The 14,883-nt window shown below is 40.6% G+C and carries 17 protein-coding genes; 14 read left to right on the plus strand and 3 right to left on the minus strand.

All coding sequences use genetic code 11. The annotated features are described in order from the left end of the window. The 14 genes from UE46_RS00055 (at position 1) to UE46_RS00125 (ending at position 13,159) form a co-directional block, all read left to right on the plus strand. Entirely contained in the window at positions 1–1,143 is a 1,143-nt protein-coding gene (locus UE46_RS00055; protein WP_036061021.1) for an ABC transporter permease, read from the plus strand. 28 nt (positions 1,144–1,171) lie between these two features. Then, entirely contained in the window at positions 1,172–1,828 is a 657-nt protein-coding gene (locus UE46_RS00060; RefSeq protein ID WP_118907787.1) for an ABC transporter ATP-binding protein, read from the plus strand. Beyond that, positions 1,825–2,268: a hypothetical protein gene (locus UE46_RS00065; protein WP_036061022.1), complete on the plus strand. Its 444-nt coding sequence runs from the start codon at positions 1,825–1,827 to the stop codon at positions 2,266–2,268. Before UE46_RS00060 ends, UE46_RS00065 begins: the two co-directional genes overlap by 4 nt. A 53-nt stretch (positions 2,269–2,321) precedes the next feature. Then, positions 2,322–2,732, plus strand: a complete 411-nt coding sequence (locus UE46_RS00070) for a hypothetical protein (protein WP_143812853.1) — start codon at positions 2,322–2,324, stop codon at positions 2,730–2,732. A 34-nt stretch (positions 2,733–2,766) separates the two neighbouring features. After that, positions 2,767–3,228 carry a hypothetical protein gene (locus UE46_RS00075; RefSeq protein ID WP_036061025.1) on the plus strand — a complete coding sequence of 154 codons (462 nt, stop codon included), beginning with the start codon at positions 2,767–2,769 and terminating at the stop codon, positions 3,226–3,228. A gap of 339 nt (positions 3,229–3,567) precedes the next feature. Then, complete coding sequence (gene mnmE / locus UE46_RS00085; RefSeq protein ID WP_036061026.1) at positions 3,568–4,947, plus strand: tRNA uridine-5-carboxymethylaminomethyl(34) synthesis GTPase MnmE; 1,380 nt, start codon at positions 3,568–3,570, stop codon at positions 4,945–4,947. A gap of 11 nt (positions 4,948–4,958) precedes the next feature. Further along, complete coding sequence (mnmG, locus tag UE46_RS00090) at positions 4,959–6,845, plus strand: tRNA uridine-5-carboxymethylaminomethyl(34) synthesis enzyme MnmG (RefSeq protein ID WP_036061028.1); 1,887 nt, start codon at positions 4,959–4,961, stop codon at positions 6,843–6,845. 9 nt (positions 6,846–6,854) lie between these two features. After that, complete coding sequence (gene rsmG, locus UE46_RS00095) at positions 6,855–7,571, plus strand: 16S rRNA (guanine(527)-N(7))-methyltransferase RsmG (RefSeq protein ID WP_036061029.1); 717 nt, start codon at positions 6,855–6,857, stop codon at positions 7,569–7,571. 92 nt (positions 7,572–7,663) lie between these two features. Next, positions 7,664–8,527, plus strand: a complete 864-nt coding sequence (noc, locus tag UE46_RS00100) for a nucleoid occlusion protein (RefSeq protein ID WP_077912519.1) — start codon at positions 7,664–7,666, stop codon at positions 8,525–8,527. Between the two features lie 175 nt (positions 8,528–8,702). Beyond that, on the plus strand, positions 8,703–9,440 hold the full coding sequence (locus UE46_RS00105) for a helix-turn-helix domain-containing protein (protein ID WP_036061031.1): 738 nt from the start codon (positions 8,703–8,705) through the stop codon (positions 9,438–9,440). 275 nt (positions 9,441–9,715) lie between these two features. Next, positions 9,716–11,137: a DHA2 family efflux MFS transporter permease subunit gene (locus UE46_RS00110; protein ID WP_036061034.1), complete on the plus strand. Its 1,422-nt coding sequence runs from the start codon at positions 9,716–9,718 to the stop codon at positions 11,135–11,137. A 210-nt stretch (positions 11,138–11,347) separates the two neighbouring features. After that, positions 11,348–12,109, plus strand: a complete 762-nt coding sequence (locus UE46_RS00115; RefSeq protein WP_036061036.1) for a ParA family protein — start codon at positions 11,348–11,350, stop codon at positions 12,107–12,109. After that, positions 12,102–12,959: a ParB/RepB/Spo0J family partition protein gene (locus tag UE46_RS00120; RefSeq protein WP_036061038.1), complete on the plus strand. Its 858-nt coding sequence runs from the start codon at positions 12,102–12,104 to the stop codon at positions 12,957–12,959. Before UE46_RS00115 ends, UE46_RS00120 begins: the two co-directional genes overlap by 8 nt. A gap of 5 nt (positions 12,960–12,964) precedes the next feature. Next, a complete protein-coding gene (locus UE46_RS00125; RefSeq protein ID WP_036061040.1) occupies positions 12,965–13,159 on the plus strand; it encodes a DUF951 domain-containing protein in 195 nt (64 codons plus the stop codon). 401 nt (positions 13,160–13,560) lie between these two features. Here UE46_RS00125 and UE46_RS00130 read toward each other — a convergent pair whose 3' ends face one another. The 3 genes from UE46_RS00130 to UE46_RS00140 form a co-directional block, all read right to left on the minus strand. Further along, complete coding sequence (locus UE46_RS00130; RefSeq protein WP_143812855.1) at positions 13,561–13,746, minus strand: hypothetical protein; 186 nt, start codon at positions 13,744–13,746, stop codon at positions 13,561–13,563. Between the two features lie 105 nt (positions 13,747–13,851). Beyond that, positions 13,852–14,199, minus strand: a complete 348-nt coding sequence (locus UE46_RS00135) for a DUF3139 domain-containing protein (protein WP_036061043.1) — start codon at positions 14,197–14,199, stop codon at positions 13,852–13,854. A gap of 263 nt (positions 14,200–14,462) precedes the next feature. After that, complete coding sequence (locus tag UE46_RS00140; protein ID WP_036061045.1) at positions 14,463–14,747, minus strand: hypothetical protein; 285 nt, start codon at positions 14,745–14,747, stop codon at positions 14,463–14,465. Positions 14,748–14,883 lie beyond the last annotated feature (136 nt).

The raw sequence follows: 14,883 nt of genomic DNA on the forward strand, positions 1-14,883 counted from the left end.
ATGCATGTATTCGCAAAAATAAGTAGACATCCGTTGCTAGCTATCCTTATCACCATTCTTATTTCATTCATGATGGTACAAGTATATGTTTTTTTATTCAAGTTTACAGAGTATGAGAATATGAAAGTAGACAAAGTGGAACGATTAGATGGTGTGTGGGGTTATCAATTTGCTCTATTACCCGATCGGGATGGGAAAAAGAGGCCTTCTGATTTTGAAGCATACTTATTAAAGCATGATATCGTTTATACAAAATCTAATTATCTGTTAGCAGAACTTGATTTGAACGATTCTTATCAAGTGGTATCTTTACAACATAACAGTGAGTTGAGTAAGCTTTCGATATCGGATGGACGAAACTTTAAAAATGATGATTTTAAAAAAGCGGAGAATTTTGCAGCTATTCTAGATGAAACATTGATGGATAAAACAGTGTTGGGTCAAAAGATGTCGGCGGTACTAACCACTCAAAATGGGTCTAAGAAAAATATAAGTATCAAAATTGTGGGCTACATTGAGAAAAATAGCGCGTTTCCGACAATGAATAGTAGTGGAATGGTTAGTATTAATAACATATATGTTGCAATGCCTGATAGGGATATACCATTGAATGATACGAGTTTTACAGTTCAAGTAAACAAGCGTGCTCAGAAATTATTATCTCAGTATGAGGAGAAACTTTTTGGCTCAGATTATGACTTAAGTAAGACGAATAAAGCTTTGGATGTAAGTTTTAGTAATGAAAGTATGCAGGATGCGATTTATTTTGAACTTGTGCAAGCTTTGATATTTGTTGCCTTTACTTTTCTAGTTGTTATTCAATTTTTCTATAGAAAGTTGGATTTAGAACGAAAAGAGAACGGGATTCATTTGCTATGTGGTGCGAGCAAGGGGGATATTATTCGGCGTCTGGGATATGAATTACTTAGTTATTTTGGTACAGCGCTTGCGATAAGTATGGCCTATATTATGATTAGTAAGACTACTTTTAAGGTAGTAATTGAGCCAATTATTGTGAATTTTTCAACATGTCATATGCTACAATTCATGACTTTTAATGTAGTACTAATTACTGTAATTATGCTTTTAATAGCTCGGAAAGTGATAAGAGAACACGCGATTAATTTAATAACGAAAGGGTGACAAAATGAGCTTGATTACATGCGATAAGATGATGAAAGAATTTAGTAATGGCGTTGATAGTATTAAGGCGGTGAATAATATTTCATTAACTATTGAAGAAGGAGAATTCGTTACGATTGTTGGCCCAAGCGGTAGCGGCAAGTCTACGCTACTTTATACGCTAGGATTACTTGATAATTTGACAAGTGGTTCGTATCATTTTGATGGACAAAATACGGCAGAATTGACGGATCGGAAAAAAGCGAAATTTAGAAATAAGAATATTGGTTTTGTATTGCAAAATTTTGGATTGATTCCTGATTATAGTGTTTTTGAGAATGTACAATTGCCTTTAGAATATGCAAAACGAAAGAAGGGAGGTGAAGAGGTAGTTAACGCGATCTTATCTGACTTAGAGATAGCAGATAAGAAGGAAGTGCTGGCCTCAAAGTTGAGTGGTGGTGAACAACAGCGTGTAGCAATTGCTAGGTCATTGGTGAATCAGCCGAGAATTATACTAGCAGATGAACCAACTGGGGCTTTGGATAGTAAGGCAGGATTGATTGTGATGGAATTGTTGAGGAAATATCACCAGAGAGGGCATACAGTTTTGTTGGTAACACACGATATTGGGTTGGCAAAGCAGTATTCAAGCAGGATGATTTATTTGTTAGATGGGAAAGTTGAAAAGGAGGAGAAGAGATGAGGAGAAAAATGAAGCGAGTTGGGCTTTTGATTGTTGCGGCTGTGTTGGTAGTCCTTGCTGTGTTGGCTCCAACTATGGGGAAAGCTGCTCAGAATGATTATAGATATTTATACATTGGAACAGATCATGCTGGGGTACAAGGATCGAATTCTTGGTATACAGACAACTGGGGAACAGAGTATTTTGGAGGTTCTACAAAAGTTGATAGTGTAAAGTGGAGTAGTAATAATGAACAGTGGACTAAATCGCATGCTAGATATGGTTCGACATATGGTGCAGGGTCATCTTATTCTGTGGAATTTAAAGGGAATGCGGCAAGGTGTATTCCAACTGTTGAGATCTATTATAAAGATCACCCTAAAGGTTTTTTAGGAGCTTATTCTGAGCATAGTCGAAATGACAAGGAAACCGCATGGAGAGAGCTTGCGGGACGTTGGTAATGGTAAAAAGGAGAGAGTAAAATATGAAGAGGAGATTCATAAGGTTTAAGCGAATGGGTGTCATTTTATTATTGGTTAGCATGATGTTAATACCTATAAGCGCTCAGGCTGCTTTTAAAGATTATCAAGATTTAGGGGCTGGTGTTGTAGGGAGAAACAATTGGGAAGTTTCTCCAGGTTCTAGTAGTGAGATTTTTGAAGCCAATACCAAAATAAAATATGCAGGCTGGAGTAGTAATAACGATCCTTGGACTAAGGCACATGCTAGGTATGGTTCATATTATGGGCAAGGATCATCTTATACAGATAATAGCCCTGGAGATCACTATGCTGTTGTGATAATGCGATATGACATAAATCCTAGAGGTTTTTTAGGTGCGTATAGTGAGCATAGTAGGAATGATCAGGAAACAGCTTGGCTTGAAATTCCAGGAACTTTTACAAAAAAACTAAAAGGTGAGTAAATGATTTTATATAAAAAAAATGGAGGTAACATTTATGAAGAAAAAAATGAAAAAAGTTGGGGCGATAATTTGTTTACTGGTGATTTCAATTACGCTTTTAATACCAATTCAAGGAGAGGCAGATTGGCAGAGTTTTCGTTATTTAGGGAATCGTGATGGTGGAGTTCAAGGAATGAACTACTGGTATAATAATCAAAGAGGATATGAGTATTTTGTCGCTGGTACAACAGTAGATCGGGTATCTTGGAGTAGCAATAATACAGAGTGGACAAAGGCAAATGCAAGGTATGGAAGTAGTTATGGCGAAGGATCGTCGTATACAAAATCATTTGTAGGAAATACCTATGGATCAGTAGTCAATGTAAGTGTTTCGTATAACTATAAGCCAAAAGGATTTTTAGGCGCATTTAGTGAACATAGTAGAAATGATAAAGAAACAGCATGGCGAGAACTAGTAGGTTATTGGGGTACAGGTAAAATGGTTGTTATGCCATAGTATTTTATTGAAAGTTGTGTATAAACAAGCGCAGTAGGATTTGGACTGCGTTTGTTTTAAATATAGTACATATAAAAATTGTGGATAACTAAAGAACTTAATCCAAAACTATTGTTATTCACATGTGGATAAGTTAAAATAAAGGATATGATATTTTTAAAAATAGAAAAGTTTTCGGGTATGTGGATAACTTTTTTTATAGAAGGTCAATCATTATTAGCTTTGGTGAAAGCGGAGCAAATGTTGATGATACGCACAGGTCATGTGCCAAAATTTATTCGAGTTAGGAAGTCGGGCTTATTTGTGAGCGGAATTTTCCTAGGAAAGAGAGGGTAAAGTATGGAATTTGATACAATTGCTGCGATCTCAACACCGCCCGGCGAAGGAGCCATTGCTATTATTCGTTTGAGCGGTGTTGAGGCGATTCAGATAGCGGATCGTATTTTTTATGCGCAGAAATCGTTACGTGAGGTCGAGAGTCACACGATTCATTATGGTCATATTGTGGATCCGAGCACGGAGGAGACGGTCGAGGAGGTCATGGTTACGGTCATGCGTGCGCCGCGGACGTTTACTCGGGAAGATGTGGTCGAGATTAATGCGCATGGCGGGATAGTTTCGGTAAATCGGGTGTTGCAATTATTGCTTCGAAATGGGGCGAAATTGGCGGAACCTGGTGAATTTACGAAACGGGCGTTCTTGAATGGACGGATTGATTTGTCGCAAGCGGAAGCCGTGATGGACTTGATTCGGGCGAAAACGGACCGTGCGATGGGTGTTGCGCTACAGCAGATGGACGGTAGTTTGTCGCGCTTAATTCGTAATTTAAGACAGGAAATTTTAGATGCTTTGGCGCAGGTCGAAGTGAACATAGATTATCCGGAATATGACGATGTGGAAGAGATGACGCAGCGGATGTTGGTGGAGAAGGCGCAATTGGTGAGAGCTTCGGTGGAGCAGTTATTGTTGACGGCGCAACAGGGCAAGATTTTGCGTGAGGGACTGGCGACGGCGATTATTGGTCGGCCGAATGTTGGGAAATCATCGCTTTTGAACCAGTTGATTCAGGAGGAAAAGGCGATCGTGACGGATATTGCGGGTACGACGCGTGATATTATTGAAGAGTATGTGAATGTTCGCGGGGTTCCATTACGCCTGATTGATACGGCCGGTATTCGCGAGACGGAAGATATTGTTGAAAAAATTGGCGTGGAGCGTTCGCGCAAAGCTTTGCAGGATGCGGATTTTATTTTGCTGGTATTGAACCAAAATGAGCCGCTGAGTGTGGAAGATGAAGCGTTGTTTGAGGCGGTCGCGGGACATAATTTTGTGGTCGTTTTGAATAAGACGGATTTGGCGCAGGAGATTGATGTGGTGCGGGTTCGGAAGCTTGCTGGGGAGAATCCGGTGGTCGAGACATCGCTTGTGAATGATGCGGGACTTGCGCAGCTTGAAGTCGCGATTCGGGATTTATTTTTCGCGGGAGAGATTGATGCTGGGGATGCGACGTATGTGTCGAATGCACGTCATATTGCGCTTTTACATGAGGCGATTGGGGCGATTGACGCGGTTATTGATGGCGTGGATGCTGGAATGCCAGTGGATATTGTTCAGATTGACATGACGCGAGCTTGGGATTTACTTGGAGAAATTATCGGAGAATCAGTGCAGGGTGAACTGCTTGATCAATTATTTAATCAATTTTGTTTAGGAAAGTGATGTGTTAAAATATGCAAACTTATGATGCGGGACATTACGATGTGATTGTGGTCGGTGCGGGACATGCGGGCGTGGAAGCGGGCTTGGCAAGTGGTCGAATTGGCGCGAAAACGTTGATGCTCACAATTAATTTAGATATGGTGGCGTTCATGCCGTGTAATCCTTCTGTTGGAGGCCCTGCAAAAGGCGTGGTTGTGCGTGAAATCGATGCGCTTGGTGGCGAAATGGGACGAAATACGGATAAAACGCACATTCAAATGCGAATGCTAAATACCGGAAAAGGTCCTGCGGTTCGTGCTTTGCGTGCGCAATCGGATAAATGGGATTATCAACACGAAATGAAGCATACGATTGAAAAAGAGAAAAATATCACGCTACGTCAAGGTTTAGTAGATCGTCTTGTGATAGAAGATGGCGTTTGTAAAGGTGTTATCACGAACAGCGGCGCGATTTATTATGCTAAAACCGTTGTACTGACGACTGGAACTTTTTCACGTGGGGAGATTATTGTTGGGGAACTGCGTTATTCGAGTGGCCCGAACAATCAGCAGCCATCGATCAAGCTTTCGGAACATTTGGAGGAGCTAGGTTTTGAGCTTCGTCGTTTTAAAACGGGGACCCCGCCACGCGTGAAATCAAGTTCGATCGATTATTCGCAAACGGAAGAACAGCCTGGAGATGATGTTCCGCGTGCATTTAGCTATGAAACGGTAGATTTTATCATGGATCAGTTGCCATGTTGGTTGACGTATACGAACGAGGCAACACATAAAATTATCGAGAAAAATCTGCATCGTTCACCGATGTTTACGGCTACTAAAAAAGGAACCGGCGCGCGTTATTGTCCGTCGATTGAAGATAAAATTGTGCGATTTAATGATAAGCCGCGCCATCAAATTTTCTTAGAGCCTGAGGGTCGGAACACGGAAGAAGTCTATGTACAAGGCTTGTCGACGAGTTTGCCAGAGGACGTGCAACGCGAAATGTTGTCGACGATTCCTGGCTTGGAAAATGTTGAAATGATGCGCGTTGGTTATGCGATTGAATATGACGCGGTGATGCCGGAGCAATTGTGGCCATCGCTTGAAACGAAACGGATCGAAAACTTATATACAGCGGGCCAATTAAACGGCACGAGTGGTTATGAAGAGGCGGCAGGGCAAGGCCTGATGGCTGGAATCAATGCGGCTCGCCGTGCTTCTGGGAAGGAACCGATCGTTCTTGGTCGCGATCAAGCTTATATCGGCGTTTTGATTGATGATCTCGTGACAAAAGGAACGGAAGAACCTTACCGCTTGCTTACTTCCCGCGCGGAATATCGCTTATTGCTTCGTCATGATAATGCGGACTTGCGTTTAACGGAAATTGGACACGAAATTGGTCTTATCAGTGATGAGCGTTATGCTCGTTTTGTCGCGAAAAGAGAAGCCATTGAAGCAGAGAAAAAACGCTTGAAAACGACGCGGATTAAGCCAACTGCGGACGTGCAAAAAATGCTTGTCGATATGGGTAGCACAGAGCTCAAAGATGGTGTTTTGGCAGCGGATTTCTTACGCCGTCCGGAGATCACGTATGATATTTTGAAGGGAATTGTTTCACGTGAAACATCGCTAACTCCTGACATTGAAGAACAGGTGGAAATTCAGATTAAGTATGAAGGTTATATCGAAAAATCACTGAACCAAGTGGATAAAATGAAACGTATGGAGAACAAGAAAATCCCTGAAAACATCGATTACGACGCGATTGGGAGCTTAGCAACGGAAGCTTTGGAGAAATTGAAAAAAATCCAACCCCTATCGATCGCCCAAGCTAGCCGTATTTCAGGTGTGAATCCAGCCGATATTTCCATTTTGTTAGTATATATTGAGCAAGGCAAAATCGCAAAAACGAAGTGAGGGAAAAACGTGAATCCAGAACAGTTTAGAGAGCAATTATTGCAAAAAGGCATCGAGTTATCTGATGAACAAATGGCACAGTTTGATCTGTATTTTAAGATGCTTGTAGAATGGAACGAAAAAATGAATTTGACGGCAATTTTAGAGCGTGATGAGGTTTATTTGAAACATTTTTATGACTCGATTTCAGCGGCTTTTTATGTTGATTTTAAAGGTGTACGAACGGTTTGTGATGTTGGAGCTGGAGCTGGTTTTCCGAGTATCCCAATCAAGATTTGTTTCCCTGATTTGGATGTGACGATCGTGGATTCCTTGCAAAAACGGATGACTTTTTTAGATGCTTTGGCGACGGAATTGAAGTTAAGCGATGTCCATTTCCACCACGCAAGAGCCGAAGAATTTGGCCAGAACAAAGCGTTTCGCGGCAAGTTTGATCTTGTGACAGCGCGTGCTGTGGCGAGAATGAGCGTCCTCGCAGAATTATGCTTACCGCTTGTCAAAAAAGGCGGATTTTTCTTAGCGATGAAAGGTATGCAAGCTGAGCAGGAGCTGAAAATTGGTGCAAAAGCGATCGCAACACTTGGCGGAAAAGTCAAAGATCACTATGAGTTCTTGCTACCGATCGAGGAGAGCGAGCGCAATTTATATTTGATTGAAAAAGTCAAAGAGACGCCGAATAAGTATCCGCGCAAAGCTGGGACGCCAAATAAGCAACCAATTGAATGAAAAGGATATATTTATGCATAACTTTCTGCTAGAATAGAGAAGTAGATAGAGCGTGATGTAGCTCACGTTTAACTTTAGAAGGGATGATTGAAATGCCTTTTTCGCGCTTATTCGGAAAGAAAGATAAGGAATATATTGAGATTGAAACGGAAGAAAAAGTAGAGGAGTTTTTACAGCAAATCGTGGAACTTCCTATTGCAGCAATCATTCCGAATCGTTACCAACCTAGAACAGTCTTTGATGCGTCCAAAATTGAGGAGTTGGCCAGAACAATTCGTATTCATGGTGTTATTCAGCCGATTGTTGTGCGCGAATATGAGCCTGAAAAATACGAGATTATCGCTGGTGAACGTAGGTTTCGCGCAGTTTCTTCACTAGAATGGGACAGTATTCCAGCTATCGTTCAAAATTTAACGGATGACGAAGTGGCGTCTATTGCTCTCATTGAAAACCTTCAACGCGAAGAGCTCACGCCAATTGAAGAAGCTAAAGCGTACCAGAGTTTGCTCGATATGCAAGATGTCACACAAGAAGCGCTGGCTCAACGCGTGGGTAAAAGTCAGTCTGCAATTGCGAATAAATTACGTCTGCTACGGTTACCAGAAGCCGCACAGCAAGCCGTTTTAGACAAGCAAATTTCAGAACGACATGGAAGGTCCCTGCTTGCACTCGAAACCGAAGAACAGCAACTGGATGTCCTCGCAAAAGTGATCGAAAACAAATGGAACGTGAAAGAAACGGAAGCGCATATTCAGACATTGACCGCGAAGCCAAAACCCAAAAAAGCAAAACCAAAACGCCAGGCAATCAGTCGAGACGTGCGAATCGCAGTTAACACGATCAAGCAGTCTGTTACGATGGTGCAAGATAACGGAATGGATCTACAAGTAGAAGAGGAAGAATCCGATGATTTCTACCAAATCACTATCCAAATCCCGAAGCAAAAAGCAAAATAATTCTTCAAAAACAGATTTTCGACATAGAATTTCTGTTTTTTTATTTCTACTTAAAATGAAGAATTACGATTAGTCACGCATGGAAGGTGCAATTTTTTATGAAAACCGATACAATAAAGGTAGAACGATAGATAAAGGAGGGTAGCAGTGCATGTGAAATGTTACTGCGAACAATATGGCGAAAATAATTTTTGTAAGAGATGAACAAGATGAATTTCAAGCATATGATTTCCTACACAATCTAATCAGCGAACAACCTTTAATGTCGACCTTACTGCTTCAAGGATTACTACAACTCGAAAAGGCAGAAACGAGAAAATTAACCACCGGAAAGCAGATTCTACCTGAAATACATTTAACAATCGGTAAAAATCAATCCTATTCTCTGCAAACAAATAAAATTGAAACATCGGTGGATCAACCAATTCAAGAAATGAAAGTGCATTTTAAAGATAAAAATTGTCGGTTACTCTACTTCACCGCTTTTTCAGAGACAGAAACATATTATTGCTTTGTAAAAGGCTATTTTAAAGATCGTAACCCGTTTAATGACAACATGGGAGCGTATCGTGAAGAAGTAAAACGTATCTTTTTGCGCCGTTCTGAAGCGAAATTAAGCATTGGAAAAGACGATTACGAATTCGAAACGCTGAAAGATTTAGCGTGGAAGAACGAGGCAATCGTGCATTACTTAGAAAGTTTCTCAGCTCGCTTAGGTCAATTTATCTTTGCAAAACGAGTGAAGAAGAAATGGTCGCAGCTTGATTTAGGTCTGAAATCAGATTTATCACCACTTGTTATTTCGCGATTAGAAGCGGGTGATCCTGATATGACAGTGCGCATGTATCAAAAAGCATGTGAAGTGCTAGATGTATCAACGGATTTCAAAGAGGATCATTTGACGATTCACTAAACATAGTATAATAAGCAAGGCGATGGCTTCTAATTAAATTAGGAGCTATCTTTAATTATTGTGGAAGTAGATAAGTACTATAGTAAGAATTTTCCGACGCGCTGAATTTTAGCGAAGTATCATGTATGGCTGCTTTTTAAATGCTTTATTTTTTGTTGAAGAGGTAAGCATGCAAGTATCTAAGTAAAAACGTATGTTCTTGTTTGCTTGACTTTACTCGATAAAACCTTTAAAATTAAACCTTCACGCATTTGAGGTGAAAAGGGGGAATTTCTTTGAGTAGAAGAGTAACAGCAGAAGAAAGACAAGGATTTAAAACAGTACCAATCGTCACGGCTTTTCTAATTGCAGGATTTATAGGCTTGTTCAGTGAAACAGCTTTAAATATGGCACTTACCGATTTGACTCGCGTTTTTGATGTAACACCAGCAACCATTCAGTGGTTAACGACTGGATATTTGCTTACATTAGGGATTTTAGTACCAGTATCAGGACTACTTTTACAATGGTTCACAACGAGGAAACTATTTTTTGCATCAGTTGGATTTTCAATTGTCGGAACATTTATAGCAGCAATAGCACCAGATTTCGGAATTTTATTAATCGCTCGGGTTATCCAAGCGATTGGAACAGGACTCTTGCTACCACTTATGTTCAACACGATTTTAGTCATTTTTCCAGAGCATAAACGCGGATCGGCAATGGGGTTAATTGGCCTCGTTATCATGTTCGCGCCAGCTGTTGGACCAACAATTTCAGGTCTTATTATCGAAAACTTAACATGGAACTGGATTTTCTGGATTTCATTACCGTTCCTCATCTTTGCTTTACTTTTCGGACTACGTTATATGAAAAATGTATCAGAAGTAACGAGACCGCGCATTGATATTTTATCGATTGTATTGTCGACGCTTGGTTTCGGGGGAATTGTATATGGCTTTAGTAGTGCTGGTGAAAGTGGTTGGGGTAGCGCACTTGTTATCACGACGATGATCATTGGTTTAGTCAGCCTAGGCCTATTTGCATGGCGCCAACTTACAATGGATCAGCCGATGATGGACTTGCGCGTTTTCAAGTTTCCAATGTTCACGGTCGGACTTTTGATCGTTTTCATCGCGTTTATGATTATCCTATCCACGATGATTTTGTTACCGATCTATTTGCAAACAGGGCTCGCCTTAGCAGCATTCTCGGCGGGGTTAGTACTTTTGCCAGGTGGGGTCATAAACGGCTTACTATCACCAGTTACAGGGCGTTTATTCGATGCATTCGGAGCGCGTGTACTCGTTATTCCAGGTTTTATCGTGTCAGTGATCACGCTATGGTTCCTGACGCAAATCACACTCGACACATCTGCGGGCACAATCATTCTCTTGCACAGCGCACTAATGATCGGCGTATGTATGATCATGATGCCAGCGCAAACGAACGGTTTGAACCAACTACCACCAAAAATGTATCCAGATGGTACAGCGGTAATGAACACGCTGCAACAAGTATCAGGAGCAATTGGTACGGCAGTTGCGATCACGATTATGTCGGCAGGACAAAAATCTTATATGGCCGCTGTGACGAATCCAGGACCACAAGATGTAGCAGCATCACTCGTTGAAGGAGCACGTAGCGCCTTTACTTTCGGACTTGTGATGGCGATTATCGGCTTAGTTATTGCCTTATTTATTCGCAAAAAAGCATAAGAAAAAAGCTGTACCTTTCATATTTAGGTGCAGCTTTTTCATACTTAAAAATTTATTTTCGCTTAAAGTAAGACTAAAGCTTCTTTTTTTGATAGAATAGAGTATGAGAAGCGTAGTAAAATTAAGCGCATTGACACGTTTATGAATCATGGAATAAGTTTTCCTCGTTCTGGTGTTATAAAATTAATATGTGAGGGTTGGTGAAATAGATTGAGCAAAGTGATCGCACTGGCAAATCAAAAAGGTGGCGTAGGCAAGACGACGACATCGGTTAACTTAAGTTCCAGTCTTGCGTTTCTAGGTAAAAAAGTACTACTTGTGGACATTGATCCTCAGGGGAATGCATCGAGCGGAGTTGGCATTAATAAAGGTGAGATCGAGCATTGTATCTATGATGTACTTGTGGATGACGTTGCCCTCAAAGATGTTATTAAACCAACAGCGATGGAAACATTAGAAGTGGTTCCTGCGACGATTCAACTTGCTGGTGCAGAGGTTGAACTTGTTCCTGCGATATCACGTGAAATCCGTCTGAAAAAGGCGATCGATTCCGTGCGTGATAACTATGATTATGTGATTATTGATTGTCCGCCATCCTTGGGCTTGCTTACGCTAAACGCTCTTACCGCTTCTGACACAGTTTTAATCCCAGTTCAGTGCGAGTATTACGCTTTAGAAGGCTTGAGCCAACTATTAAACACAATTCGAATCGTGCAAAAACATCTGAATGCAGACTTACAAATAGAAGGAGTCTTACTGACAATGCTTGATGCCAGAACCAATTTGGGAATTCAAGTCATTGACGAAGTGAAGAAATACTTCCAAAATAAAGTTTTTGAAACAATTATTCCGCGTAATATCCGTTTGAGTGAAGCGCCAAGTCACGGCAAACCAATTATTTTATACGATGCGAAATCTCGCGGATCAGAAGTATACCTAGATCTTGCAAAGGAAGTGATTGCACATGGCTAAAGGATTAGGAAAAGGTATTAGCGCGTTGTTCAACAACGTCGATCAGAATGAAGAAGCAGTTCAAAACATTCCTGTCAGCGAAATACGCCCGAATCCATATCAACCACGTAAAACATTTGATCCTACAGCTCTTCGCGAACTTCGTGATTCAATCAAGCTTCATGGAATCCTGCAACCAATCATCCTGCGCAAGTCAGAACCTAAAGGCTACGAAATTGTTGTCGGTGAGCGCCGTTTCCGAGCTGCAAAAGAAGCGGGATTGGAAGCCATTCCAGCCGTTGTTCGTACCCTGGACGACCGTGAAATGATGGAATTAGCCGTTTTAGAAAACTTACAACGCGAGGATTTATCTGTGCTTGAAGAAGCTGAATCCTACGATCTCCTAATGAAAAACCTAGACTTGACCCAAGCCAAATTAGCAGATCGTTTAGGAAAAAGCCGTCCTTATATTGCAAATATGGTACGCCTGCTTTCTTTACCAGCAGAAGTTCAGGTGATGCTTCGCGATGGTTCCTTATCAATGGGACATGCGCGTGCGTTACTAGGTTTGAAAGATAAGAAAAATATCAAACCAGTTGCAAAAAAGGCGGTTGCAGAAGGCTTAACGGTTCGCCAAGTGGAGAAATTAGTCGGAGATTTAAACGACAATGTTTCACGTGAAACACCGAAGAAACAAGAAAAAATACCCATTTTTATCAAAGAAAGTGAATCTCAATTACGCGATAAATTTAAAACGGCCGTTTCGATTAAACGTCGCGATAATAAAGGTAAAATCGAGATTGAGTTCTTGTCTGAGGATGATCTTGGTCGTATTTTAGATATTTTAGATATTAAATTTGATGAGGATTAAGTGTTATGGAGCATACTTTTAATTTAAACGATATCGTAGAAATGAAGAAGCCTCACCCTTGTGGTACCAATCGTTGGCGTATTATTCGACTCGGAATGGATATCCGAATAAAGTGCGAAGGTTGCGGACATAGCGTGATGATTCCAAGACGCGAGTTTACGAAGAAAGTGAAGCGAGTTTTGGAGAAGGCGGAGGAATAGTGGATATAAAATAGAAAGGTCTGGGACATAACCCAGATAAATCGGCGGCAAGCGTTCGCATTGTTGGGGCTGTACGAAACAGAGTGAGTTACAGCCCCAATATGCCTATGAGCGAGCATCGCGAATAGGCGTTCCTGTAGGAGACTTAGAACAAGGATGCGTTACATCTTTGCGGTTCTTCTACGCTGCGCTTCGCGTAACTTCTTACATGGTCGAGGAAACTACCCTCTCCCTGTTTTCAGTCATCACATACACAAGTATGATCCGCTTCCGGCTTCCACCAAACTCCCTGAATACAAACGCTTTCGCTCGATTTGTGTAAAGCAAAATTTTTCGTCCTACCCGAAGTAAAGGGAAGGGCGTTTTTGCCCTATCTCGCGTTTTGTCCCAGATGCTTCTTGTCATGGCATGGAAGTAACGATGATGCTAATTCCAAGCATGAGAACTGCGCTTGCTAGGACACCGCCAAAAATGTAGCGTTTATTAGTGAAATTTAGCAATGCTACGGCTAAAAAGGAGAGGCCGAGTAGTATTTGAATCCAAATAGGATACGCAAAGCCTTCTTGTGTTTGAATAATGCTATACATTATATTTATAAAGAGGATAGCATATGCAACTAGAAAAATACTGGAAATTATTTTTGAAATACTCACATGAGTGCACTCCTTATAATTTTGATGAAGTATCTGGTTTTATTCATTTTCTAAAATTTTATATTTCATACCCTTGTCCACACCAGAATTTCCACCAAGAGGAATGGAATATACAAGAAGAATGGTTTCATTGGATTTTTTAAAGTAGATATATTCATATTTGTAATCAGGATCGCTAGTATAGTATGTTGTTGTCTCAAAATTCCCAGAAAGTATATTCAAAGTGGTTGAGGATTCTTTTATGTCTGATTTAGGGACACCTTGGTTTTTCATGTATTGTTCATAAGATTCAATAGCCATATTTTTAGTATGGTAATATTGATAGGTAAAGTATGCAGCAAGCCCAACGACCATAATTATTAATCCCGTAAAGATATATTTTTTCATAAATTATCCACCCTCGTCTGTAATATTTGATAATGTATTAATATGAACATAGTATCATACATTTGATAAATTTACGTAGAAAAGAGAGATTAAAATGAAAAAATGGGTGGTTATGATGATTGTTTGTATCAGTTAATGTAAGCCAGAATTGGAAGCAAGGAAAATTATGAGGAATTAGTCGCAAAATTCTAGAAAAAATATAAAGGTACTATCAAATTCCGATAGTACCTTTATATTTTCTAATTACATAAAAGCCCAATTACTTATTTCCCACCAAACAAATCTTTAATCCCACTCACGATATTTCCAACATCACCTAGAGATTCTGTGACATTTGCGTTTTCTGTTACTTGGTCAACGAGGCCGCCAGCTTGTTCGCTGATTTGACCTGTGATTTCTTCGGGGTTGATTTGTTCTGTTAAGTTTTGTGCTTGCTCTGTGAGATCTGTTGCGCCGCCTGTTACTTGATTGACGACATCACCTGCACCGCCGAGTAAATCTGTTACTTTTTCTGTTGCCATATCTTTCAAAAAATCGAATAAAGCCATACTATCGTCTCCTTTTGTGCGATTTTCATAGACTGCGTTTCCCGAAAAAAGTACGCAAAAAAGACCTTACGTAAGAAACGTAAGGTCTCGCAAACAATGACATCATTGCTAGTAGAGCCGGGGTTGCCCCGTACTG

Source organism: Listeria weihenstephanensis (assembly GCF_003534205.1).
Lineage (GTDB): Bacteria > Bacillota > Bacilli > Lactobacillales > Listeriaceae > Listeria_A > Listeria_A weihenstephanensis.

Coding starts and splice junctions, on each gene's coding strand:
- UE46_RS00055 (WP_036061021.1), top strand. CDS start 1: ATGCATGTATTCGCAAAAATAAGTAGACATCCGTTGCTAGCTATCCTT.
- UE46_RS00060 (WP_118907787.1), top strand. CDS start 1,172: ATGATGAAAGAATTTAGTAATGGCGTTGATAGTATTAAGGCGGTGAAT.
- UE46_RS00065 (WP_036061022.1), top strand. CDS start 1,825: ATGAGGAGAAAAATGAAGCGAGTTGGGCTTTTGATTGTTGCGGCTGTG.
- UE46_RS00070 (WP_143812853.1), top strand. CDS start 2,322: ATGGGTGTCATTTTATTATTGGTTAGCATGATGTTAATACCTATAAGC.
- UE46_RS00075 (WP_036061025.1), top strand. CDS start 2,767: ATGAAGAAAAAAATGAAAAAAGTTGGGGCGATAATTTGTTTACTGGTG.
- mnmE (WP_036061026.1), top strand. CDS start 3,568: ATGGAATTTGATACAATTGCTGCGATCTCAACACCGCCCGGCGAAGGA.
- mnmG (WP_036061028.1), top strand. CDS start 4,959: ATGCAAACTTATGATGCGGGACATTACGATGTGATTGTGGTCGGTGCG.
- noc (WP_077912519.1), top strand. CDS start 7,664: ATGCCTTTTTCGCGCTTATTCGGAAAGAAAGATAAGGAATATATTGAG.
- UE46_RS00105 (WP_036061031.1), top strand. CDS start 8,703: ATGGCGAAAATAATTTTTGTAAGAGATGAACAAGATGAATTTCAAGCA.
- UE46_RS00120 (WP_036061038.1), top strand. CDS start 12,102: ATGGCTAAAGGATTAGGAAAAGGTATTAGCGCGTTGTTCAACAACGTC.
- UE46_RS00125 (WP_036061040.1), top strand. CDS start 12,965: ATGGAGCATACTTTTAATTTAAACGATATCGTAGAAATGAAGAAGCCT.
- UE46_RS00130 (WP_143812855.1), bottom strand. CDS start 13,746: ATGTATAGCATTATTCAAACACAAGAAGGCTTTGCGTATCCTATTTGG.
- UE46_RS00135 (WP_036061043.1), bottom strand. CDS start 14,199: ATGAAAAAATATATCTTTACGGGATTAATAATTATGGTCGTTGGGCTT.
- UE46_RS00140 (WP_036061045.1), bottom strand. CDS start 14,747: ATGGCTTTATTCGATTTTTTGAAAGATATGGCAACAGAAAAAGTAACA.